General features: G+C 71.8%; 12 protein-coding genes. 3 read left to right on the top strand and 9 right to left on the bottom strand.

Translation table 11 applies throughout. From position 1 onward, the window contains the following. Nucleotides 1-907 precede the first annotated feature (907 nt). From ABZ822_RS24510 to ABZ822_RS24520, 3 genes are all read left to right on the top strand, one after another. On the top strand, nt 908-3,796 hold the full coding sequence (locus ABZ822_RS24510) for an AAA family ATPase (RefSeq protein WP_360858106.1): 2,889 nt from the start codon (nt 908-910) through the stop codon (nt 3,794-3,796). Between the two features lie 1,037 nt (nt 3,797-4,833). Continuing rightward, nucleotides 4,834-5,571 carry a PAS domain-containing protein gene (locus ABZ822_RS24515; protein ID WP_360858109.1) on the top strand — a complete coding sequence of 246 codons (738 nt, stop codon included), beginning with the start codon at nt 4,834-4,836 and terminating at the stop codon, nt 5,569-5,571. A gap of 427 nt (nt 5,572-5,998) precedes the next feature. After that, on the top strand, nt 5,999-8,947 hold the full coding sequence (locus tag ABZ822_RS24520) for an AAA family ATPase (protein ID WP_360858113.1): 2,949 nt from the start codon (nt 5,999-6,001) through the stop codon (nt 8,945-8,947). On the opposite strand, the gene ABZ822_RS24525 is transcribed toward ABZ822_RS24520, so the two are convergent. The 9 genes from ABZ822_RS24525 to ABZ822_RS24565 form a co-directional block, all read right to left on the bottom strand. Then, nucleotides 8,896-9,690, bottom strand: coding sequence for a 4'-phosphopantetheinyl transferase superfamily protein (locus tag ABZ822_RS24525; protein WP_360858116.1), 795 nt, complete (start codon nt 9,688-9,690; stop codon nt 8,896-8,898). The genes ABZ822_RS24520 and ABZ822_RS24525 overlap by 52 nt on opposite strands. A 30-nt stretch (nt 9,691-9,720) precedes the next feature. Further along, nucleotides 9,721-11,448 carry a 3-hydroxyacyl-CoA dehydrogenase family protein gene (locus ABZ822_RS24530; RefSeq protein ID WP_360858119.1) on the bottom strand — a complete coding sequence of 576 codons (1,728 nt, stop codon included), beginning with the start codon at nt 11,446-11,448 and terminating at the stop codon, nt 9,721-9,723. A 260-nt stretch (nt 11,449-11,708) separates the two neighbouring features. Continuing rightward, nucleotides 11,709-14,543, bottom strand: coding sequence for an AAA family ATPase (locus ABZ822_RS24535; RefSeq protein WP_360858122.1), 2,835 nt, complete (start codon nt 14,541-14,543; stop codon nt 11,709-11,711). 298 nt (nt 14,544-14,841) lie between these two features. After that, a complete protein-coding gene (locus tag ABZ822_RS24540; RefSeq protein ID WP_360858125.1) occupies nt 14,842-15,864 on the bottom strand; it encodes an ATP-dependent DNA ligase in 1,023 nt (340 codons plus the stop codon). 87 nt (nt 15,865-15,951) lie between these two features. Then, nucleotides 15,952-16,998, bottom strand: coding sequence for a LacI family DNA-binding transcriptional regulator (locus ABZ822_RS24545; RefSeq protein ID WP_360858128.1), 1,047 nt, complete (start codon nt 16,996-16,998; stop codon nt 15,952-15,954). Between the two features lie 215 nt (nt 16,999-17,213). Next, nucleotides 17,214-18,539, bottom strand: coding sequence for a sugar ABC transporter substrate-binding protein (locus tag ABZ822_RS24550; protein WP_360858131.1), 1,326 nt, complete (start codon nt 18,537-18,539; stop codon nt 17,214-17,216). A 386-nt stretch (nt 18,540-18,925) separates the two neighbouring features. Then, entirely contained in the window at nt 18,926-20,407 is a 1,482-nt protein-coding gene (locus ABZ822_RS24555; RefSeq protein ID WP_360858134.1) for a hypothetical protein, read from the bottom strand. Between the two features lie 204 nt (nt 20,408-20,611). Continuing rightward, complete coding sequence (locus ABZ822_RS24560; protein ID WP_360858137.1) at nt 20,612-21,436, bottom strand: DUF427 domain-containing protein; 825 nt, start codon at nt 21,434-21,436, stop codon at nt 20,612-20,614. Nucleotides 21,437-21,739: 303 nt separating this feature from the next. Then, nucleotides 21,740-23,137 (bottom strand): glycoside hydrolase family 32 protein, encoded by a 1,398-nt coding sequence (locus ABZ822_RS24565; protein WP_360858140.1) that lies wholly within the window; start codon nt 23,135-23,137, stop codon nt 21,740-21,742. Nucleotides 23,138-23,158 lie beyond the last annotated feature (21 nt).

A 23,158-nucleotide genomic window follows, 5' to 3' on the forward strand; every position in this document is an offset into this window, starting at 1 on the left:
GCGAGAGACCCCCCGAGTGGGGGGAGTTCACGGCGCTCCGAACGCCCGAACCGGCCCTCCGCGCCGCGTACGCACAAGTCCGAACCTCTGAACTTCCTCAAGTGCGTTGCCCCGTGACTGCGCCGAGCGCACGATCGCAGCGTCGTGTTCCGGCATGCCCGGAAGCGGCACGACCCACCTCTTCCGGATGTGCGCACCCCGACTCCGCCACGGCCGGGCGAAAGCATCGGCCAAGTCCGGAAATGGACGGGAAACACCCGAGTTCGACACAGGAGCAAGGAGTTGACGCACAGCGACGGCGATCCAGCCGACGGGTCCAGCCGCACGGCCGGGCCGAGTTCGGAGGATCACGGCGGTCCGGAAGGTATTCGCGCGAAGCACGTTCACGGTGCGCGCCGGACGGCGCGGACCGGAGCGCGACCGCGACCGCGACCGAGCAGGGCAGTCCGGACTTGTATGCGTCGCTCCACGCAGGCTGGGCAGATGGTGCTCATACGCCCGCTGACCGAGGTGCACATGCCTCCGTCCGAAGTGGGCAGCTGTCGGACCCCGGGGTGCTGGATCCCCCGCTCTTCGGGGAGGGGAGTGCACAGATGAGGCTCACCCGGCTCACGGAGCCCACCCGGTTGAGACCCTTCGGCCGACCGCCCACCGGCCCGGCCGATGTGGCGTGCGTCACTCCGCCTGGCGCGAAAATCTTCGCCGCACTTCCTGCAGAAGGCCCTGAGCAGCCACAATGGCGCCTCCACGCCGTCTTCACGGCATCTCCTCAGGAGCTCGGAGACAGCGCCGGACCCCTCTTACCCCTGTTACGCCGAGCGGTATGCGGCAAGGAGAACAGTCGTTGGACATGACCCGTCCTGAGGAGTCGACACCTGTCCGGAACGATCTCGTGGGGAGGGATCTCGTGCTGATAGACCGAGATGCCGAACTGAGCCGGTTCGCGGCGGCGCTTCGCCGCGCGCAGGCCGGCCGCGGGGCCTTCGTTCTGGTCAGCGGTCCGCTGGGGATCGGCAAGTCGGCGCTGCTCGACGAGATCGGCGAGCGCGGCGCCGGGCTGGATGCCACGGTCCTGCGGGCGGGCGCCGCTCCGATGGAGCGGGACTTCCCTCTCGGGGTCATGCGCCAGCTGCTGGAACCCGCTCTGCGCCGCGCCCCCGAGGACACTGTGGCGCGCTGGACGGCGGGAGACGCCCATGACGCCCTCTCGGCGCTGAGCGGCGACGCCTTCGGGGCGGACGACGCCCAGACGGCCGGCGACGGCGCCCAGGCGACGGACCACGCCCAGACGGCCGACGACGGCGCCCAGGCGACCGGCGACGGCGAGACGACGCTCCACAGCCGCCTGACCACACTGGTCGAGAACATCTCCCGTGACCGGCCGCTGCTGATCCTGGTCGATGATCTGCACTGGACGGATGAGGCCACGCTTCGCTGGTTGCAGCATCTGGTCATGCGGGTGGAGAGCCTGCCGATCCTGTTGGCCTGCACGATCCGCGACGGATGTCTGCTCTCCGGGCGTGCGCCCGTACGCGAGCTGGTGACACGCGCGACGCACACGCTCCGCCCCCAGCCGTTCCAGCTCCGCGCCTCGCGCGCCATGGTCCGGGTGAGCATCCCTGAACCCGCCGACGAGGAGTTCGTCGCGGCCTGTCACGCGGCGGCCGGCGGCAACCCTGCCTTCCTGTCCTCGATCGTCGAGGAATCCGCGGCGCGCGGGCTCAGTCCTCTGGCACAGAACGCCGGAGCCCTGGCCGCCCTGCGGCCCACCTCGCTGCGCCAGCGGCTGCTGCAGTGCCTGGAGGCGCAGAGTCCGCGTGTGCTGCGGCTGGCGCGCGCGCTGGCCGTGCTCGGCGACGACACCGACGTGGAGCTCCTGGGCTCGCTCGCCGCCCTGGACACGGCAGGCCGCGACGACAGCCTGCGGGTGCTGACCAGACTCGGTCTCGTCTCGTCCGACGAGCGGGCCCGCTTCGTCCACCAGGTCGTACGCGACGCGGCCCTGGAGGGCATGTCGACCGCTGACCGTACGGCGACGCACGCCCGCGCGGCCGAGCTGCTCCACCAGGTCGGACGCCCCGTCGAGCAGGTGGCCGACCAGCTGATGGCGATCAATGCGCCGCAGGACGCCTGGGCGCGGCAGGTGCTGCGCGCGGCGTCGGAGAGCGCCCTGCACAGGGGCGAGGCCGAGGCGTCGGCCCGCTACCTTCGGTGCGCGCTGCTCGACAGCTTCCCGCACGGCTCGGACCGTGGCCGCCTGCTGGTCGACCTGGCCACCGCGGAGCGCAGCTTCGCGCCGCTGGCCGCGGTGCGCCACATGTCCCAGGCGATGCCGCTGCTGGACTCGGCCGCCGACCGCGCCGACGCCATGACCAGGCTGGCCCCGATCGTGCTGGCGTCGTCCCTGCTGCCGGTGCACGACTCGCTGCGGCAGGTCGCCGACGAACTGGGCGACGAGCGGCAACTGCGCGGGCGCGAACGGGAGCTCGCGCTCCGGCTGGAGGCGCGGCTCCGCCACACCTGCACCTCGAACCCTGTGCAGCTCTCCGACTCGGTCGTACGGCTCAAGATGCTGGGCCCCGATCCCGCGATGGACACTCCCGCGGAGCGGGAACTGCTCGCGATGCTGCTCGCCTCGGCCACCTGCGCCAACGCCCTTCCGGCAGCCGAGGTGGGAGAGCTGTGCGAGCGCATCCTGAAGCGGGAACCGGCCTACCCCTCGCATGTGCACACGGCGATGCCGATGGTCGTCGCCAGCATGGTCGCGGCCGACTCGACGCATGCGCTGGGCCCCTGGCTGGAGTCGGCCCGGGAAGAGGCCGCCCGCGGTGAGAACCGGGTCGAGCAGGCCCTCATCCGCAGCGAGCAGGCCCTCGCGGCCCTCGCCCACGGCCGACTCAACGAGGCAAGACCGTTCGCGACCGAGGCATTCGAGCAGGCCGGCACGGAACACGACGGCGTCGGCGTCGTCGCGGCCGTGTCGCTCGCCCTGGTCGCGATCCAGTCCCGCGACGTCGGACTCGCCCAGCAGTTGCTCGGCGGCCGCTACCGCGCCACCAACGAGTCCTACCTCTGGGCCCTGCTCACCATCCTGGGCGGCACCCTCGCGCTCACCAAGGGCGATCCGCGGACCGCGCTCGACCACTTCTACGACGCCGGGCACCGCATGGAGCAGTACAGCTGGCGCAATCCCGCCCTGCTCCCGTGGGCCTCTCATGCCGCCGTCGTGCACTACCACTTGGGCGAGTACGAGCGTGCCGCCGCGCTCAGCCAGCAGGAAGTGGAACTCGCCCAGCTGTGGGGCGCCCCCTCCGCCCTTGGCAGGGCACTCACGGCACAAGGGCGTGTGACGGACGGCCCCGCGGGAGTGGCGATGCTGAGGGACGCGGTCGACGTGCTGGAAGGGGCCACCAATCACTTCGAGTTGTCCCGTGCGCTGCTGGCACTGGGTGACCGGCTCGGCGTCGACTCCCCGGAGGGCGAGGCCGCTCTCCGCAGGTCGCACACGCTCTCGGTGGCGTCCGGCGCCACACGGGTGGCCGACCAGGCCGCGTCCCGGCTCGGGAGCACCGTGCTCAACAGCCCCGTCCCGGTCCGCGGCCGGCTGACACCCGCCGAGCTGAAGGTGGCGAAGCTCGCCGCGGGCGGGCTCAGCAACCAGGCCATCGCCGACGATTTCGGCATCAGCTGCCGGGCCGTCGAGAAACACCTCACGAACTGCTACCGGAAATTGTCCATCACGGGCAGGTCGGTCCTCGCGAGCGCGCTTGAGGACCTCGGAAGCGAATCCGGGTGAAATTCTCCTCGGCGTGAGGAACACAACTCGGTACGACCACGGGCCGCCCCCCTTTGTCAAATCCTTGGCTACTCTTCAGTAAGCATGTGCTGTGAATGCTTCTCCGGCATCCAGGCCACTCGGCGGATGCGTTCACTCGGCTCGGGTCATCTCGCCGCGGGCGGCCTCCAACGCAAGAACTTCGCCCCAGGTGCATGTGCCACGGGGATTTTCCGGTGAACGTACGGAGCGCCGGTGACCCGCCCTACGCGGGCCGGATCCTGGCGATTCCCTGGCCGCACGTCGAAGAGTTCGACACACACGGGCGACGAGCCGTCGCCATCGGTCGGAGGGACCGGACCTGGCTTCGCGGACGATGCGGTAGGGTGCCGGTCACCGTCGACGCGACGGCCGAGACCGCAGGTGGCACGTGGTGCCAGCAGTCGGATGACACGTGAATGACTCGGGTGCGAGCCGACGCCGAACGGCGTGGGCGACCTGTACGAGCCCGGGCGCCCTCGGCGGTCAACCGCCGGTGGGGCGCAGGACGAAAGCGGATGAAGTCGCCTTCGAGTTTCCCCGCGAAGTCTTTCGAGTTGCACGAGGAAGAAGGGGTCCGGATCTCCCGGAATCACCTCTCGGAACCCTACCACCCCACCGGCGGAGTTCCGCTCGCCACCTTGCCGATATGTCCATTTAGGGCCGATTCTGCATTTCCTCGCCGCGGTTGATCCGTCACACGGATCCAAGGCCCTCAATGGCCCACGGACAAGCCGCCGGCTACTCCGCGGAACGACCGCATCACACCCAGGAGTTGCGAGGACCGTACCCACCGAACCATGGCACCACAGTGTTTTGGTTCTACGCCCATATACTCGTTGACCCACCGCCGAAAGCGTTCTTAGGCTCACGAACAGAGTTTCGCGGCATCTTCACAAATGCCGCTCGGTACATCCGAATTCCCCCAACCGGTTGTCCGTATCAGAAAGCGGTGGCTCACAATGACTGCCCCCCACTACGCCGCCCCGGTCAGCCTTCCGGCCCCAGCCCTCACTTCGGTGCCTGGTACCCAGCCGGACGGCATGCCGGCGGCGGCCCGCCAACTCGCGGGCCAGCACGTCACCTGCATGGCGAGCCTGGACCCCAGCCTGCGGATCCAAGCGGCGGACGCGGACTTCTTCCGGCAGTTCGGCCGGGAAGCCGCGGACACCTGCGGAAGGAGTCTCTATGAACTGCTGCACCCCAGCGCACCTGCTCTGCTGAGCCGGCGCTTCGCCCGCCTCGCAGAGGGCCGGCGCTCCCGGTTCGTCGAGCGCGTGGTCGCGGTGCGCGGCAACGAGGGCGTGTTCTCCGGCGAGCTCACCGGCATCGCCGTACGGAGCGAGACCGGCCGCCCGCCCTCGTATGTCGTGATATTCCGTGCGGACGAGGAGACTTCGGTCTCCAGCACGGTGGCACCGCAGCGACTGCTCTCCCAGCTCCACGCCCAGATCCTGGAGGGCGTGGCGAGCGGAGCCTCGACGGTCCAGCTCGCGGCGCGGCTCTACCTGAGCCGTCAGGGCATCGAGTACCACGTCGGCCTCATGCTGCGCCGGTTCAGGGTCCCCAACCGCGCCGCCCTGGTCGCACGGGCGAACTCCATGGGCATGCTGACGGTCGGCGTATGGCCTCCTCGTGTGCTCTCGGAGTACGTGGAGGACCGCGAGGGCCCGCGCACCAAGACCACATCCGATCCGTTCATCCCCCGGTGCCGCGCGAGCAGCGACGGACCGGCGCGGCTGGCTTCTTCCTCCTGAGGGCCGCCCGGCTTCCCCCGGGCGCCCTTCGGGGCCGCCGGCCCTCGCACAGCCCCCATACCGCGGCGCTCGCCCTCCACCACCCCCCGGGGCGAGCGCCTCCGTCCGCTCCGGTCGATTCCCCACCCGGGAGTCGTCCGGCCTCGATCGCTCCGGACGTCCCTCGCCGGGACGGACGGCGTCCACCGCTCCCCAAGCGTCCTCGACCAGGCGCGGCCGGGGCCGTGCCCTATCTGCTCGATGCGCTCGCCGCACGTCGCCCACGGGCCGTGCCACACCCCCGCTGTCCGGTTTGTCCGTACTGGTCAGTCGTCTTCCGGACGTGATTCAGCGAGGTATACCGTGTGGCCACGCACGCGTGGTGTCGGTACGGCGGGCAGGGCCCAGCGGCCCGATCGCAGCCGCACCCACAAGTGGGAGAGACCAGGTGAACGCGCGCCCCCCGCATGGCACAGCCGGAAGGAACGACGGCTGGACTCCGCTCGTCGACCGCGAGCGCGAACTGTCCGCGCTCCTCGCCCTGGTGCGCGATGCCCATCAGGGCACCGGAAACATGGTTCTGCTGGAGGGGCCCGTCGGCATCGGCAAGAGCCTGCTCCTGCGGCGCCTGGCGTGTGAAGCGGGACAGGACGGCCTGCGGGTCCTGGAGGCCCACTGCGACACGCTGGAACGGGACTTCCCGTTCGGCCTCGTACGCCACCTCTTCGGGCCCCTGTTCAGGTCACTGCACGCCCCGGAGCGGGAGCGCCTTCTGGCGGGCAACGCCCAGGCCGCGATGCAGGCGCTCAGCGCGAACGTGTTCAGCGGTGACGCCGTGACGACGACCGAGGACGTGTCGCACGCGGTGCTGCACGGTCTCTACTGGTTCACCTGCAACCTGGCCGAGGTCTCGCCCCTCGTCATCGTCGTCGACGACGCGCACAGCGCGGATGTGGCGTCCCTGCGCTTCCTGGCCCATCTCGCCCGGCGCATCGAGGGGTTGCCGATCATCCTCGCGCTCTCCCGCCGCACCGGCGACCCGGGCACCGACCCGGCCCTGTTCGAAGAGGTGGTCGGCCAGCCGCGGTGCCAGGTCCTGCGCCCCCAGCCGCTGACGGAGGAGGGGGTCGCCAGGATGGTCGAGGCGACCCTGCGCCAGCAGGCCGACGAAGAGTTCCCCGCCGCCTGCCTCGCCGCGACGGGCGGCATCCCGCTCCTCGTACGGGCGCTGCTCACGGTGATGTGGCTGCACGGAGACCTGCCGACCACCGCCGGACTCGAGTACGCGACGGCCCAGGGCGGCCAGTTCTTCCACGAAGCCGTGCTCTGCGTCCTCCGGCGGCAGCCCGAGTCGGTTCCCGCCGCCCAGGCGATGGCCGTCATGGGCGACAACGCCTCCCCCGAGGTGTGCGCGCGGCTGGCCGGCATCAGTGAGTCCGCTCTCCTCGGCGCCATGCGCAGCCTGCGGTCCAACGGGCTGCTGACGGCCTCCGACGACGGCACGGCGTGGTCGTTCAATCACGGCCAGATACGCGAGGTCGTCCTCGCCCAGATGCGTCCGGACGAGCTGGCCGACGCCCACCACCGTGCCGCACGGCTCCTCCTGGCGCTCGGGGCGCCGGCCGAACAGGTCTCGGCGCACCTGCTGATGACCGAACTCCCCGCCACCGAGGACTGGGCGGTCAGCGTCCTGCTGGAGGCGGCCCGGGAGGCGTCGTCGCGCGGCGCGCCGCGGCTCGCCGTCGACCTGCTGCGGCCCTGCCTGCGCGGGCGCATCAAGTCCTCGACCGATGTCGCCGTCCTCATCGAACTCGGCTTCGCGGAAACGGCCGTGGACGTCCACGCCAGCGTCCGGCATCTGCGTCTCGCGCTGGACCATGTCGAGGACCCCGTCCAGCGCTTCCGCGTGGTGACCGCGCTCGCCAGCAACCTGGTGCACAGCGAGTGGCCGCAGGAGGCCGTACGGGTCCTCGCCGAGCAGGCCTCGACGATCGAGGACCCGACCGGCGACCTGGCCCGCTGTCTCAAGGCCCAGCGGCTGATGGCCTCCCTCGAGGATCTGCGGACCCTGCGGGCGGCGTCCGACGAATTCCCGCTGGATCTCGGCCTCCCGGGGAACACGCCGGGCGAGCGCGCCCTGCTCGCCGCGCAGGCGAGGGTCAGCGTCGTACGCGAGGACCTGGCGGGCGCCTCGGTCTCCGCGGCCCGCCGCATGCTCGAACGCAGTGTCCCCAACACCGACTCGCCGCTCTTCCAGACCACGGCGGCGATGGTGCTGCTGTACGGCGGTTACCCCGGCGAGGCGGATACGGCATACCAGCGCATTCTGGACAGCGCCTGGCAGAGTCAGAGCCTGCTGTCCTTCAGTCTCAGCACCGGCATGCGCGCCGAGGCCGCCTACCGCCTCGGCGCACTCGCGGGAGCCCTCGCGGGCACCATGACGGCGCTCTACCTCGCCCCCAGCGACGAGTGGTGCCACTCGCTCGTCCTCCCCGTGGCCACGCAGATCCACGCCCTGCTGGAGTCCGGCGACCTCCAGGGCGCCGAGACCGTGGCGGCACAGGGTTTCCCCCCGTCGACCGCAGACAGCTGGCAGTGGAACGAGTTCATGTGCGCGCGCGGCCGGCTGCGTCTGGAGCGCGGCGACGCGCGCGGCGCCCTGTCCGACCTCCTCGAATGCAGGACACGCCAGCACCAGTGGAACCGCACCAGCCCGGCCGTCTCCTCGTGGTGGGTGTGGGCTGCCCAGGCCCACCACGCGCGGGGATCCCTCGACGAAGCCCGTGAACTGGCCGACGACGCGGTGGAACGCGCGCGGCGAGGCGGCCTGCGCGACGCCCTCGGCGCCGGACTGCGCCTCCTGGCGGAGCTGGAGGAGCCGGGCCCCCGCAAGCTCGCCCTCCTCGAGGAGGCCCTGTCCGTCCTGGAGGAGTCGCCCTCCCAGCTGGAACGTGCCCGTGTCCTCATCGACCTGGGCATCGCGCTGCACGACCGGGACAGCATCGGCCCCGCGCGCGAAGCACTGCACCGCGGGCTCGACCTGGCGCACACGATGGGTGCCCGGCCGCTGCGCTCCCGCGCCCACGAGGCGCTGCTCGCCACCGGTGCACGGCCGCGCCGGGTGATGTCGCAGGGCCTGCAGTCGCTCACGCCGAGCGAGAGCCAGGTCGCTCAGCTCGCCGCTCAGGGCGGCACCAACAGGGAGGTCGCCGAAGCCCTGTTCGTCACCCAGCGCACGGTCGAGATGCACCTCACGTCCGTCTACCGGAAGCTCGGCGTCACCGGCCGCCGCGAACTGCGCGCCTTCTTCGGCGGCACCGCCCCCGACAACGCCTCCGGAGCCGGCTACGACGACCCCCACAGTGCGGACTGGGAACGGACCGGAGCGCTCTGGTAGGAGACCACGCCCTCACGATGTACGCCGCGGCGGGCGCCCGGCACGGCGATGCACGTGAGCAGCGTTCCGTCGCCGACCACGAACCGGCCCGTGAGGCCGGAGAGCGTCCGGTCACCGAGTCGCCATGCCGGCGCCAGGATGCGTACCGAGAAGGTTCCTCCGGCCCGGGCCCCTCCGCCTGCGCTGCCCCTCCCCCCGGCCTCCGGGGCTCCGTTGTCCGGGTGGAAGGTGACGGAGGCTTCCTCGAACTCCAGACTCCGTCCCGTCAGCGGGAACCACACCTTGTAGACCGACTCCTTGGCGCTGAACAGCAGCCGGTCCCACGGCACCTGCCCTTCCCGGCCCTCGGACCGCGGCAGCCGCGCCCGCTCCTCGGGGAGCGAGACGGCGTCCAGGATCCCGGCCGGCAACGGCCTGGCGGGCTCGGCGTCCACACCGACCGCCGCGATGTCCTCCCTCCGGGCCACGACGGCCGCGCAGTACCCGTCGCAGTGCGTGATGGCGCCCACCACCCCGGCGGGCCACAGCGGTTCACCGCGCGACCCGGACAGCAGGGGTCCCGGCGGCAGGCCGAGCCCGCCGAGCGCCTGCCGGGCACAGCTCCGGCCGACCGCGAACTCCCGTCGCCGCTTGGCCACCGCATGGCCGACGACGGCCTCCTCCGCCGGGTGCAGCGCAGGAGCGGGCGGGTCCCCGAACACCTCGGCCACCGACACGGTGTCCGGTAGAAGCTGGTCGATCATGTGCGCTGACCTCTCACGTACGGCATCGGGTCAGGCGGTCGCCGCGGCGCGGCTCTCGGCGATCCGGAATCCGCTGCCCGTCTTGCGGCCCAAGTAGCCTGCCGCGACGAGCTGTTCCAGTGGCGCGGCCGGAACCGGACCCGCGTCCGGTGCGGCCTCGTTCAGCCGCCGCAGGATGGCCAGCGACACGTCGAGTCCGATGGCGTCGAGCAGGGCGAACGGGCCCGTCGGATGCCCGAACGCCGTTGTCACCGCCCTGTCGATCTCCTCCACGGTCACATCGGTGCGCACGAGCATCCGGATCGCGTCGTTGAGATACGGGAACAGCAGGGCATTGACGATGAAGCCCGCCCGGTCCGTGCACTCCACCGCGCTCCTGCCCAGCCGCCGTACGAGAGCACGCGCGGTGTCGCGCACACCGTCGGAGGTGGCCCCGGTGCGGACGACTTCCACCAGTCCGGTCGCCGGGACGGGATGGAGGAAGTGGAGGCCGATGACCTGGGAGGGACGGCTGGTGGCGCTCGCGATCTCGGCCACCGACAGGCTGGACGTGATCGTGGCGAGCGTCGCGCCCGGCTTGGCCACCCCGTCGATCCGCCCCATGACGGCGCGCTTGACGCGGAGTTCCTCGGCGACCGCCTCGATGACCAGGTCGCAGGCGGACAGCGCCGCGCAGTCGTCGGTCGCCTCGACGCGGCCGAGGACGCCGATGCGTTCCCCCTCGCTGATGCGCCCGCGCCCCTCCGCCGCGGCCAGGGACGCGTCGACGGCGGCGAACGCGGCGCTCGCCCTGTCCCGGTCGCGCGCCACGAGGGTGACCTCCAGACCCGCCCGGGCCACGACCTCGGCGATGCCGCGGGCCATCGTGCCCGACCCGACGACACCGATCCGGTCGACGCCGCGGAGTGGGCCGGTCTCCCTCCGCGGATCCTCGTCGGGAACCACCCTCCCGTCGTCGGTGTAGAGGTGGAAGCCCCGGCCCGACTTGCGGCCGAGGCGGCCCTTCTCGACCATCCGGTCGAGAAGGAGGGCTGGGAAGAGGCTCCTGTTGCCCGTACGACAGTGCAGGGTCCGCAGCGTGTCGCGTACGGTGTCGAGCCCGATGAGATCGAGGAGTTCGAGGGGCCCGTAGGGCAGACCGCAGCCGACACGTGCTGCGGTGTCCATGTCCTCCACGGTCGCGCAGTTCTGCTCCACCATCGCGACGGCGTGGTTGAGGTAGCCGTAGACCAGTTCGGTCGCCGCCTCACCGGGCCCGCCGCCGACACTCACGACATCGCTTCCGGCACGGTCCGCGACCCGCTGTGCCAGGCCCACCGCGTCGGGCGACGTCATCGACGTCCGCACCAGCTCCACGGAGCGGCCGTACGGCGGTGGCAGGAAGAACCTCATGCCCAGCACCCGCTCCGGACAGCCGGATGCGATCGCGAGTTGCGCCACGGGCAGCGTGCCGCTCACGGTCGCCAGTACGGTGCCCGGCGAGCAGGCGGATCTCAGGCGCCGCAGCACGTTCTCCTTGACGCCCAGGTCCTCCGACACGGACTCGATCACCAGATCGGCCTTCTTGAGGCCGGTGAGCTCGGTGCCCAGGCTCAGGTCGCGCGACTCCAGACGGTTCCGTACGCGGTGGACGACGCCGGGGTCGTGGTCCACACCGACGACTTGGACGTCGGGACCGCTGCCGAGCAGCGCGCGGACGATTCCCTCCCCCAGGGAACCCAGGCCCATCACGCCGACCACGAGCGTCTGACCACCCATGTGACTGATTCCTTCCTGCCTGTCGGAGACGGAATGCGACACGAGCCCCACAGGCTCATCGTTGCCGACACGTCACTAGTGAACTCACCTGAACCGGTGCCGTTTCCTCACCCCGGGTGGCGGAGGGGACACCGGACGCAGGGTCGGCGGGTGGGCACTGCCGGTTCAACGGCGGTGCGACCGGGCGGACTTGGGCCGGTCCGGCCCGTTCCGCCTTCACCCTTCGCCATCGCCCAGTGCCCGTTCCGGGCATCGGCCGGTCAGGCGGTTCTGGGCAAGTAGTTGTGCAGGTCCGCGGGGAGGTCTCTTCTGACCTTGACGTTCAACTTCCGGTACACGCGGGTGAGATGCTGCTCGATAGTGCTCGACGTGATGTACAACTTCCCCGCGATCTCACGGTTCGTGTAGCCGACGGCGGCCAGGGCCGCCACCCTCCGTTCGGCGTCCGTGAGCGACGCGATCGGATCCGCGTCCCCTCCTTCGCGCCCCCCGCTGTCGGGCCGGGTACGGCTGGGCAGCAGTTCGTCGCACAGCGGGGCCGCGTGGCACACGCTCGCCACGTGCCAGGCCCGGCGGGCGACCGTCCAGGCGCGGCGGTGCTCGCGCATGGCCCGGTGCGCACGGCTCAGGTCGCCGAGCGCCCGGGCCAGTTCGAACTGGTCACCGCAGTCCTCCAGGGCGGCCACCGCCTGATCGAGCAGATGCGGGCGGTCGTGGGCGGCGCGGCCGGCGGCGAGCAGCCGCAGGGCAGCACCGCGTGTCCGGTGTCCGCCAGGCCCCAGCCGTGCGAGCTGCTCGTCGATCAGGCGCTCGGCCTCGTCGCCGTGACCGCCGTGCAGCAGCCAGGCTTCGGCGGCGCTGGTGCGCCACGGTACGAGCCCAGGTGTGTCCATGCCCCAGTCGGTCATCAGCTCGCCGCAGGAGAGGAAGTCGGCGAGCGCCGCGTGGTGACGGCCGGTGGCGAGGTAGTACTGCCCGCGGGCGTGCAGGTAGTGCAACCCGTAGCGGGTCCGGAACATGCTGTGGGGAACGGGCTGTTCGAGGTGTGCCGCGGCTTCGTCCAGCCGGCCCATCCGGGTCGCGGCGCTGATGAGGCAGGCGCGCGGCTGGCCCACAGCGACGCCCCACGCGGTCGGGTGCATGAGCGTGAGGGCTGTCTCGGCCTGGTCGTACGCGGTCGGCAACTCGCCGCGGCGCAGGGCGATCTCCGCGCGGACGGCGGCGACCCTCGCGTGTCCCACCGCGGTCCCTTTGGCCCGGGCCTCGTCGAGGAGCTGTTCGCACCACGGCTGTGCGATGTCGAGCCGGTCCGCGTATACGAGGGTGTGCAGCGCGAGCAGGGCCGGTTCGAGGCCCCACGAGGTGCTGTCGCTCAACCGGGCGGCCTGGAGGACGTGTTCGGCGTCGGTGACAGGGCGCTCGTCGGCGTCCTCGGTGAGGACGCGCGCCAGGGCGGCCGACGCCCTGAGGAGGGGGGCGACGGTCGGGTCGACGAGCCCGCTCCACCGCTTCGCCGCCCCGGCCCGGGGTTGTACGGGACGGGCCAGCCGCGGGTGGGAACAGGTCAACCACAGCTCGGTGGAGCGGAGTTCGGCAGCCGCGTGCCCAGCTGGTTCGTGCTCCGCCCCGCGGGCGCGCTCCAGTACCTCGGCGGCGTCGTCGTCGCGGCCGTGCCAGAGCAGGGGCACGATGAGCGCCGTGACGTCCCGGTCGGCGAGATGGCCGGCGTGCATGGCCGCGACGAGGGCGGGCAGCCGGCGCGCCGCGGCGGCGGGGTTGGCACGCGATTCGGCGCGGACCAGGGTGACCCCGGTGGCGGCCCGCTGCCGCGCGTCGGTGGAGCACCGGTGGGCGAGTTCCAGGTACTGGACGGCCAGATCGATTCGCTCGTCGCGCAGGGCGTGCTCGGCCGCCTCCTTGAGGACGGGTGCCATCGAGGTGTCCTCGGCGTCGGCCAGGACGACGTAGGGCGCCACGTCCGCGGCGGGAGCGCCGTCGCCGTGCAACAGTGCCGCGGTGCGGAGGTAGAGGCTCCTCCGTTCCCGGACGGGCATGTCGTCCAGCACCGCGGAGCGGGCCTGGGCGTGCCGGAAGTGGCCCTGGTCGAGAAGTCCGGCGTCGTTCATGGTGGCAATCGCGGCGGCCACGGTTTCGGTGTCGGCGCCGATCAGCCGTCCCACCCCGCCGGGGGTCACGGGCGGCCCGTCCAGCACGGCGAGCGCGCGGGCCACCGGCAGCACGGCCGGTTCGCAGCGGTCGAGACAACTCATGAACGCCTGGCGGAAGTTGGGACCGACGGTGATTGCCCCCGCGATGTCCGCGGCGCGCCCGTCCTCCAGCAGCGCCCGGACGAGGAGCGGGTTACCGCCGCTCACCCGGTACGCGCTCGCGGCGGGCCGGTCGGGTGTCCCCGACGCCGGGGGTCCGGCGAACACGGTGGCAACGCCACGTTCCGACAGCGGTACCAGGGTGATGCGGCGGCAGTGCGGGTGGCGGAGGAGTTCGGTGTGCAGCGGCGTTCGGGCCGGTCCGGTGCCCGCCGACTCGGTCATCACCAGCAGCACCCGGGCGGAGCCGAGTCTGCGGATGAGGGAGAGCAGCCAGCTCAGCGAGGGGAGGTCGGCATGCCGTACGTCCTCCACGCCGATCAGCACGGTCCGGTCCTCCGCCAGATCGAGCATCGCCAGGCACAGGGCGTTCAGGATCCGCGCGACGGAGTACTCGCCCGGCTCTGGGGCGGCGTCGGAGTCCGCGGTCACGGCGGCCCCCGTCTCCAGGAGGGCGGCGACGTCATCGGCGATGTCGTCGGGAAGTTCCAGCGTGCGGAACAGCTGGCCGACCACACCGAACGGGAGGGCGCTCTCCGACCGGGAGCAGACGGCCTTGAGGAACGTCGCACCGGAGTTGACCGCGTGGTCGGCGAAGGCATGGAGCAGTTCGGTCTTTCCGACGGCGACCGGACCGGTCACCAGCGCCGCGCGTCCGCACCCGGTCATGGCGTCGGCCAGGTCCTTCTCGAGGCATGACCACGGCTCCTCGCGCTCGACCAGCGCCGCGGCCGGCTGAGCGCTCTCGTGGTCGGTCGTCCCCGCCATGGTCCAGAACCTCTCGCCCGATGCCCGCTCACCCGATGCCCGTGCTGCCACCGTCGACGGAGCACCCATCGTCACAGGTCGCGGGGGCCGGCTGAATCGTTCGACCGCCGAACTAGGGGATCTCCTCAACTTCCCCGGCGGCCGGGGCCACCCCTGTGCGGCGTCCTCGCAGGCGGCCGGCACGGCCGATTCCCGGCCCTCGCCGAGGAGTTGTCCCGCGGACCGGGAACGGCCTCCTGTCTTCCGCGACGAGAAGCGCCGTTCCGCGGCGAGGGGACGTCGACGGTGGGACGTTCTCTCAGCGGCGCATCCGGGCCGGGCCCGCGCCCGCACTGTGACCGTCGCCGAACCGCGGCACGTCGTCCGGCTCGATGTCGGCGCGCAGGCGCAGCGCTCGTACGGCGTGGCGCCAGCGGCCCGCGTCGACGGCCACATCGCCGAGGAACTCCATGACGTGGTCCGGCTCGACCGGGGTGAACTCGAGTTCCTCGCGCCGCCCCCAGGCCGCGGCGATGTGGGCGTCGGCCCACGGGTGCCCGGAGCCCGCGGCGGTGAGCACATGACCGACGTCCTCACGGAGCGCGGGGGTGAGCGAGGTGGACCGCGCGGCCAGGCGCAGTGTCCCGCCCTCGTCGTAGCGGCCCAGGAGCACGGTGTCCGGGGCGGCGACGGGTCCGGTGACGGCGGCGACGATGGCCTCGCCGGTCTCGCGATGGCGGACCTTGAGCCAGCCGCGGCGGCCGGGCCGGTACGGCTGGTCCCACCCCTTGGCGACCACGCCCTCGACGCCGACCGGCGACCACAGCGTCAGCCACTGCTGGGCCTGCTCGCGGTCCGCCGTCACCGGGGCCAGGGTCCACGGCGCCGTCAGGTCATGGCGGGTGAAGAGATCCTCCAGGGCGGCGCGGCGGACGCGGTACGGCTCGTGGACGAGTTCCGTGGTGCCCCGTTGCAGCAGATCGAAGGCGACGTAGTGGGCGGGCTGGACGTGGGCGAGGCGGCGGGCCGTGTGCGCCGCGCGGTTGACGCGCTGCTGGAGCGCGCCGAACTGCAGCCGTCCGTTGACCATGATCACGACTTCGCCGTCGAGCACGACGTCCTCGGGGAGTGCGGCCGCGGCCTCGGCGATCTCCGGGAAGGCGTCGTCGAGCCGTTTCCCGACGCGGGACAGCAGCTGGGTCCTTCCGCCGGAGCGGAACACGATCAGGCGGAAGCCGTCGTACTTCGGTTCCAGGGCGAGGCCGCCGGGCAGCGCGCCGGGGGCCGGCAGGGCGTCCGTGGCCGTGGCCAGCATCGGTTCGATCGGCGGAGTGAGCACCACGTAGTCAGTATCGTCAGAATTTGCCTGAATAGCGATACTTTGTCCTATTTGACCTCTCGCGGACCTGCCCCTGCACGCCGGGGGACTTCAGGCGTCCTGGGGAGTCGTGGTGGTGCCGCGGACGACCAGGCGCGTGGGTTCCGTCAGGCGGGACGGCGGCCGCGACCGGTCCTCGAGCGCCGCGAGCAGGGCGTGCGCGGCGGCCGCCCCCTGCTCGGCGACCGGTTGCGCGACGGTCGTGAGATCGACGAGGTGGCTCATGTCGTGATCATCGATGCCGATGATCGAGAGGTCGTCCGGCACCTTCACCCGGGCCTCGCGCAGCGCCCGCAGAGCTCCGAACGCCATCTCGTCCGACTCGGCGAACACCGCCGTGGGGCGTCGCTCCAGGGCGAGCAGCCGCGTCATCGCCCGCTCTCCCCCGCCGATCGTGTAGTCCGCGTCGGCTTCCAGCTCCCGGTCGTTGGCGACCCCGGCGGATTTGAGCGCGTCCCGGTACCCGGCCCGCCGCTCCATCGGGGCCGTGAAGCGCAGCGGGTCCGCCGGGCTGCCCCCGATGAGGCCGATACGGCGGTGTCCGAGCCCGGTCAGATGGGAGACGGCGTCATGGGCTGCGGCGAAGTCGTCGATCGCCACGCTGGAGAAGTCCCCCGCCCGGGATCCCAGGAGTGCGACGGGTACGTCGAGGGCCTCCAGCGCGTCGATCTCGTGCTGCTCCAGCTTCAGGCACATGATCAGCACCGCGTCGACCCTGCGGTGCAGGATGCGCTCGGCGAACAGACGGCGGCGCGCCTCCGCGCTGCCGTGCAGGCTGTGGAGCATGACATGCAGGTCGGCCTGTTGCAGCACGGACTCGAAGGCGCCGAGCGCGCGGCCGAAGAACCACCGGTCGATGTACGGCGTGACGACCGCGATGCTGCGCGTCCGCCCGCTGCGCAGACTGGCGGCGCCGGGCGAGATCGCGTACCCCAGCTCCCGCGCCACCTGGACGACCCGGGCGCGCGTGCCCTCGGAGACGCCCCCCAGGCCGCGCAGCGACCGTGAGACACTGGCGGTCGACACACCGGCCGCACGGGCGACGTCCGCGATGCTCGCGCGGACGCCGCCCGCATCGCTCCGCTCCACTCGGGGCACGCCTCCCATCCTGGCCCGCCTGCCCGGCCGGACGCGGTCAATGCGCGCCCCCGGCACGGCCGTTCACGGGTACGACAAGCGTTTGCGCTCACTCTAGCCTGCCCTCTGAGCTGGGCTTGCCGGGCCCGGAACCCCCGGCGCGATCGCTTCGCGCGGGGGCCGGAAGGAGCGCTTGCTTCCGCGTACCGGGGCGGTCACGGGGCGTCCCGGTACGTTCAGCCGCCGTCCCGGAGCTCGGTGTCGATGGTCCGTACCGCGCGGTTCAGCGCCTTCTCCGGGGCCGTCCCGTCGTCATAGACGGCCCGGAACGCCTTCTGGAACGCCCGCGTGACCACGGGATAATCGGGGGTGTTCGGCCGTGGGACCGCGACGCAGCCCTCGCTGACCGGCCCGTCGCCGCAGGTCTCCTCCAACTGCCGGGCGAAGAGTTCCAGCGGCTTGCCCGGCCCGTAGAGCTCCGACTTCTCCAGAGCCGTGCGGGTGCCGGGAATGGCGCTGTTCGCCTTGGCCATGGCGAGCACCTGCCGGTCCTCCAGGAGGTACTCCAGGAAGGTGGCGGCGGCCTTCTTGTTGTCCGACTGCTGGGTGACGGCCCAGCTCCACGACCCGGAACCGGTCTTCGTGCCGCGACCGAAGTCCGGGAGGGGCAGCACGACCAGATCGTCACCGAGGGCGCGGGAGAAGTCCGAGTAGCGCCAGTGACCGTTCCAGGAGAGGGCGGTGTCCCCAGAGGCGAGGCTCTTGCCGTCCTTGTCGGGGTCGACGTACGCCTTCCAGGCCCGGACCGTGGACAGCGCCCTGGCGACCGCGGGGGTGTTGAGCACCCCGCCGGCGTACCCGTTGTCGCTGCGGTGGACCAGATCCCCGCCGGCCGACCACACGATCGGGCTGTAGGCGTAGGTGAACCACTCGCCGACCCCGTTCGCCAGACCGAGGTCGAGGACCTGGCCGTCGGCGTCATGGAGGGCCAGCTTCTTCAGGGACGCGGTGAACTCCTCGTCCGTCCAGGCCGGTTGACCGGGTTCCGGGAGCTCGACCCCCGCCCGTTCCAGCAGGGTCCGGTTGCCGTAGAGGCCCAGTCCGGAGTCGAAGGTGCCGATCGAGTACAGCCGGCGACCGTACGTGCCCTGGGCCTCGATGCTGGCGAGCAGGCCCGCCTGCACGGCCGGGCCGATCAGCCCGGTGTCGAGCGGCGTGAGCATGCCCCGGTGCACATAGCTGCCGAGGGTCGGGCCGTCGACGTCGAGCACGTCGGGCAGCACGCCGCGGGCCGCGGCCTTCCGGACGCGCTCGTTGTAGTCCTCCTCGGGGAGCAGCGTGAGATCGACCTCGATCTCGTCGTGCGCGGCGTTGAACTGCTCGATCTGGCGTTCCAGGGTCTTCTTCTCCGGCCCCTGTCCGGTGTGGTACCAGACCGTGACGCGGCCGGTGGAGCCGTCGCCCTCGGTGTCGACCGACGCGTACGGGGAGCAGGCGCCCCCGGTGGCCAGCAGCGCTCCGGCGGCGGCGACGGCCCAGGTCCGTGGGGGGAATGCACGCATGACGTCCATCCTTCTTGCTGATGTGGTGAGGCGTCATCAACTCGTGCCGGACGCAGCGCAGTTGGCGCTGCGGGCAGGGCAAAGCCCCCTGACGGCCGAGCGGATGACGGAGGTGGCCGACAACCGTCCCCGGTCGACCGGCCGTTGACAGTAGGGGCTACGGGAGGGTCGACGCAACCGTTTGCGCACGCTCGGTGACCCGGTGGCGCCTCATCGGGAAAACCGCATGTGACAGCAGCACAGGACGGGCGCCCGGGCCGGGGCGAACAGCCTTGCGGGGAAAGCGATTTCCTGCCCGGAAGGAACGGACCGGCCCCGCCGGAGATCTCCAGCGGGGCCGGTGAGGGGCTCGAGCGCCGTACGCCCTGAGGTCTGGCGCGTGAGCTCTAGCGGTAGACGGAGTCGATGTTGACGGAACGGTCGACGGCCAGGCACTGGGTGCTGGAGCGTCCCCCGGACACGGTCAGTGCCAGGTTGTTCGGGTTGCCGCAGTTGTTGTTCTGCCGCCCCTCCTGCGCCACGTTCTGCTGGAACAGGCCGACAGCCCCGGAGCCGCCCTCGGCCTTCGCGCCGCCGCCGATCTCCTTGGTGCGGACATTGGTCGACGCGTCCACGGCACCGCATTCCGCGTCGAGCCTGCCGCCCGTCAGTTCCAGCCCGAGACCGTTGGGGTTGCCGCAGTTGCTGTTCTGCCGGCCCTCCTGCGCCACGTTCTGATCGAGGACCGTGGCGACCCCGCCGTAGCCACCGCTCGCCTCGGCACCCCCGCCCTTGGTGACCGTCTTGTGGTTGAACGACTTGTCCTTCTGCCAGCAGCGCGCCGTGGCGCGCCCTCCGGAGAGACCGGCCTCCACGCCGTTGGGGTTGGCGCAGTTGATGTTCTGCCGCCCCTCCTGCGCCACGTTCTGCTGGAAGAGCGCCTCGCCGGTGGCCGCTCCGGTGGATCCGCCGTTGGCCTTGGCCCCCTCGCCCTTGGTGAACGTCTTGTGGTTGAACGACTCGTCCTCGTTCTGGCAGCGAGCCTCCGCCCGGCCACCGGCCAGCCCGAGCTCGCCGCCCTGAGGGTTGGCGCAGTTGATGTTCTGCCGCCCCTCCTGCGCCACGCTCTGCTGAAACACCCGCCCGATGCCGCTCCCCGCGTTCGCCTCCGCGCCACCACTCACGGTCTTGGTGTGCTTGTTGAACGAGCCGTCCTTGTTGCGGCAGCGAGCCTCCAGCGTTCCGCCGACCACCTCGATGGGCGAGCTGTTGGGGTTGGCGCAGTTGGTGTTCTGCCGCCCCTCCTGCGCGGTGTTCTGGTCGTTCAGAGTCGCCGCGAGAGAGCTGCCGCCGTTCACTCTCGCGCCCTTGCCGTAGAACCGGGTGTGCTTGTTGACCGATTCGTCCTCGTCGGCGCACCAGGCCTCGGTCCGTCCACCGGTCACCGTGACGCCGACACCGTTGGGGTTGGCACAGTGGTTGTTCTGCCGTCCCTGCTGTGCCGTGTTCTGCTGCACGAGCGTGGCCGTCGCCGAACCGCCGAACGCCTCCGCGCCGCCCTTCTTGACACGGGCGTCATGGTTGACGGAGTCGTCCTTGGTCTTGCAGTGCCCCTCGGCCCGCCCGCCGTCCAGAATCAGCGGCTGGCCACCGGGGTTCGGGCTGGAACAGCGGTTGTTCTGCCGCGCCTCCTGCGCCGTGTTCTGCTGGAACAGGCCGCCGGGCCCGCTGCCACCCTCGGCGGTCGCTCCCGGCCCGTCCCCGTGACCGTGACCATGGCTGCGGCCGTGACCCTGGCCGTACCCGTCGGCGTACGCGGTTGCCGGGCCGAGGGTCACCATGCCGCCCGCCGCCAGAGCCACCAGGGTCGCGGTTGCGATTCTTTGCATATGTGCCATTCCTCCCGTTTTGGGCCGATAGCATCCACATATCGCACCCTCAACGGCACCCACCAACCACCCCGGCGCTGACGCGGTGGTAGTTCCCCTGGACGGCCTACGAACCAGGACATGGCCGATCGAGCCGCCCGGACAGGCGCGGCTCGATCGGCTCGAAGACTCGGCGGCTGCTCGAGATCGCCAGAAGGGACGGGCTCAGCGCGCGAGGGTCCTGCTGAAGACCGTGACCGGCCGCTCCAGCCGCTCGCCGTCGAGGATGATGTCGACGGCCTCGTTGTAGAAGGCCACGCGGTTCCTGATGAGACCCACGGGCGACAACGGGTCGGGGTAGCTCCACGCGATCCCGGGCGGCACGTCGCCGCCGCGCGGCCAGGACCAGTACTCCGTCGCAACTCCCTTGTACGGGCAGCGCGTTGTCAGCTCGGTGTGCATGAGGAGGTCGAGCCGGACGTCCTCGCGCGGGAAGTAGTAGCGGACGGGCAGCCCCGTCTCGAAGAGGAGGACGGGCGCGCGGGTGTCCGCGACGATCGTCTCCGCGACCTCGACCTGCACATGGCGGCTGCTGGGCAGGGCGTCGATGCGCTTGTGGGGGTCGCGGGGGTGGACGAAGATCTCTTCGTCCTCCTCGTACCAGTGCTCGAGGACGTCACGCCCGAACCATTCGAAGGAGACGTACCCGGCCAGCTCCTTGCCGGGATACGTCCAGGCGGCCCGCGGGGTGATCGATCCGCCGACCTGCAGCTCGTAGAAGACGGTGGCCCCCGCGTGGCGCCGGCGGCTGGCCGGCTCCTCCGTCCGCCGCAGCAGGTCCATGCGGACGTCCTCCTCCGGGAACGCATAGAGGGGAACGGGGCGGTCGGGCTCCCAGACCAGGAGAGCGCGGCGGCTGTCGACGACGGTGACGTCGCCCTTCGTACCGCGCACCCAGCGCTCGCTGGGCTCCCAGGTCACGCTGTCCTCGAGGTCGTGAGGGCGGCGGAGGACCGGGATGTCGTCGGACTTGTCGCTCGGGGCGGCCATGGGACTCCTCCTCGCATGCTCCCTTCACACGATGCGCGCCTTCACCGCATCCCGCAGCCCCGAAGGCCGCCGCCGAGGCTCGCGGCCTCGCGGGGCCGGCTACGCAGAGCCAGGGCCGGCCGCGCTCCGCGACCGGCCCCCAGTCCCCGCGCCTCGGCCCCCTGCATCGCGCACGATTCCCCGCGCCTCGGCCCCTGCATCGCGTACGGGCCTCGCGTCTCGGCCCGGCCGTGCGCGCGGACCGGCCCGGGGTCCCCCCGTGCCCCCGGACCGCTCCGGCGCCGCGCGCCCCCGGGGCGCCCGCTACCGGGTGTCCCCCTCCGGGGCACGCAGCGTGTGCGCCTCCAGGTCCAGCGACACCTCGTCGGACGCAAGTCCCCGGGACAGCAGGGTCCACGGCTCGTCGCCCGTCGGGTAGAAGCGCAGCGTGAGCGTCTCGCCGGACTCGGTGAAGACCTCCGTGACGGAGCGGTCCAGCAAGATCCTCAACTCGGTGCTGCGGCCCGGAGCGGCTTCCGGTACGGGCACGCGGTACGCGCCGACGTGCGCGCGTGTGTCGTGCGAGGCATGGCCGCGATCGACCGTCAACTCCCCGTCCCTCAGCACGAAGTCGAGGAATCCGGTGCCGTCGGCGTTCGTGGCGATGCGCATCCCCCAGGCCGCGTCCCGTCCGAAGCCGAGCCGTACACGCAGATCCGCGACGCCGTCGATCGCGGCGACCGCCGTGGTCTCGCCCGGCGCGACACCGCGCACCGTGCGCTGCGGGTCACCGCACCGCAGCCCGTCGAGCTCACGGGCCGGGACCTGCCGGGCGCGGCCGTCCGCGGTCAGCGTCACCTCCCGGGGGAGCGTGAGCATCCCGGCCCAGCCCGCCTCCTTGGCGCCGGTCTCGTCGCGGGCCTCCCAGCTCCAGCCCCACATCAGCCACCGCCCGTCCGGGACCTGCATCAGGGCCGGGGCGTAGAAGTCGGGGCCGTGGTCGAGGCGGAACGGATCGGAGAAGCGGTATCCGTCGCCGGAGGGCGAACCGGCCCAGGCGGCCACATGGGCCGGGCCGGTGCGCTGGTACCAGGTGCTGGTGATCAGCAGGGCGCGCCCGTCCTCGTACGTGGCGAGGTGCGGGCACTCCCATGCTTCGCCGGTCCGCAGCCCGGGCCCGGCGTCGGCCCGCCGGTGCAGCGGGCCGCGGGCGGTCCAGGTCTCCAGGTCCTCCGACTCGTACAGCAGGGCGGCTCCGCTGCCGTCCCGCATCCCGGCGCCGACGAGCATCCGCCAGCGGTCGCGGTCGCGGTCGCGCCACACAAAGGGGTCGCGGTAGGTGGTGACCCCCTCGGGCGCCTCGGCGAGGACGAGCCCGGGGCGCTTGGTGAAGGTGATGCCCTGCGGGTCGGAGTCGGCGGCCGCGACCGGCTGCCACCAGCGGTCGGCGCGGTGGGCGGAGAAGAACGCGGTGAGACGCCCGTCGTGGGACACCGCGCTGCCGGAGAAGCAGCCGTCGGCGTCGTCGCCGCCCGGGGTGGGGGTGAGCGCGAGGGGCAGGGCTTCCCAGCGCAGCAGATCGCGGCTGCGGTAGTGCCCCCAGTGCACCTGCTCATGGGTCGGGGCGTACGGGTTGTGCTGGAAGAAGACGTGGTACCAGCCGTTGTGGTGGACCAGGCCGTTGGGGTCGTTGATCCAGTTGGCCGCCGGAAGCAGATGCACGGCCGGCCTGTGCCGGTCTCG

It is taken from the genome of Streptomyces sp. NPDC047108 (assembly GCF_040643575.1).
Classification (GTDB): domain Bacteria; phylum Actinomycetota; class Actinomycetes; order Streptomycetales; family Streptomycetaceae; genus Streptomyces.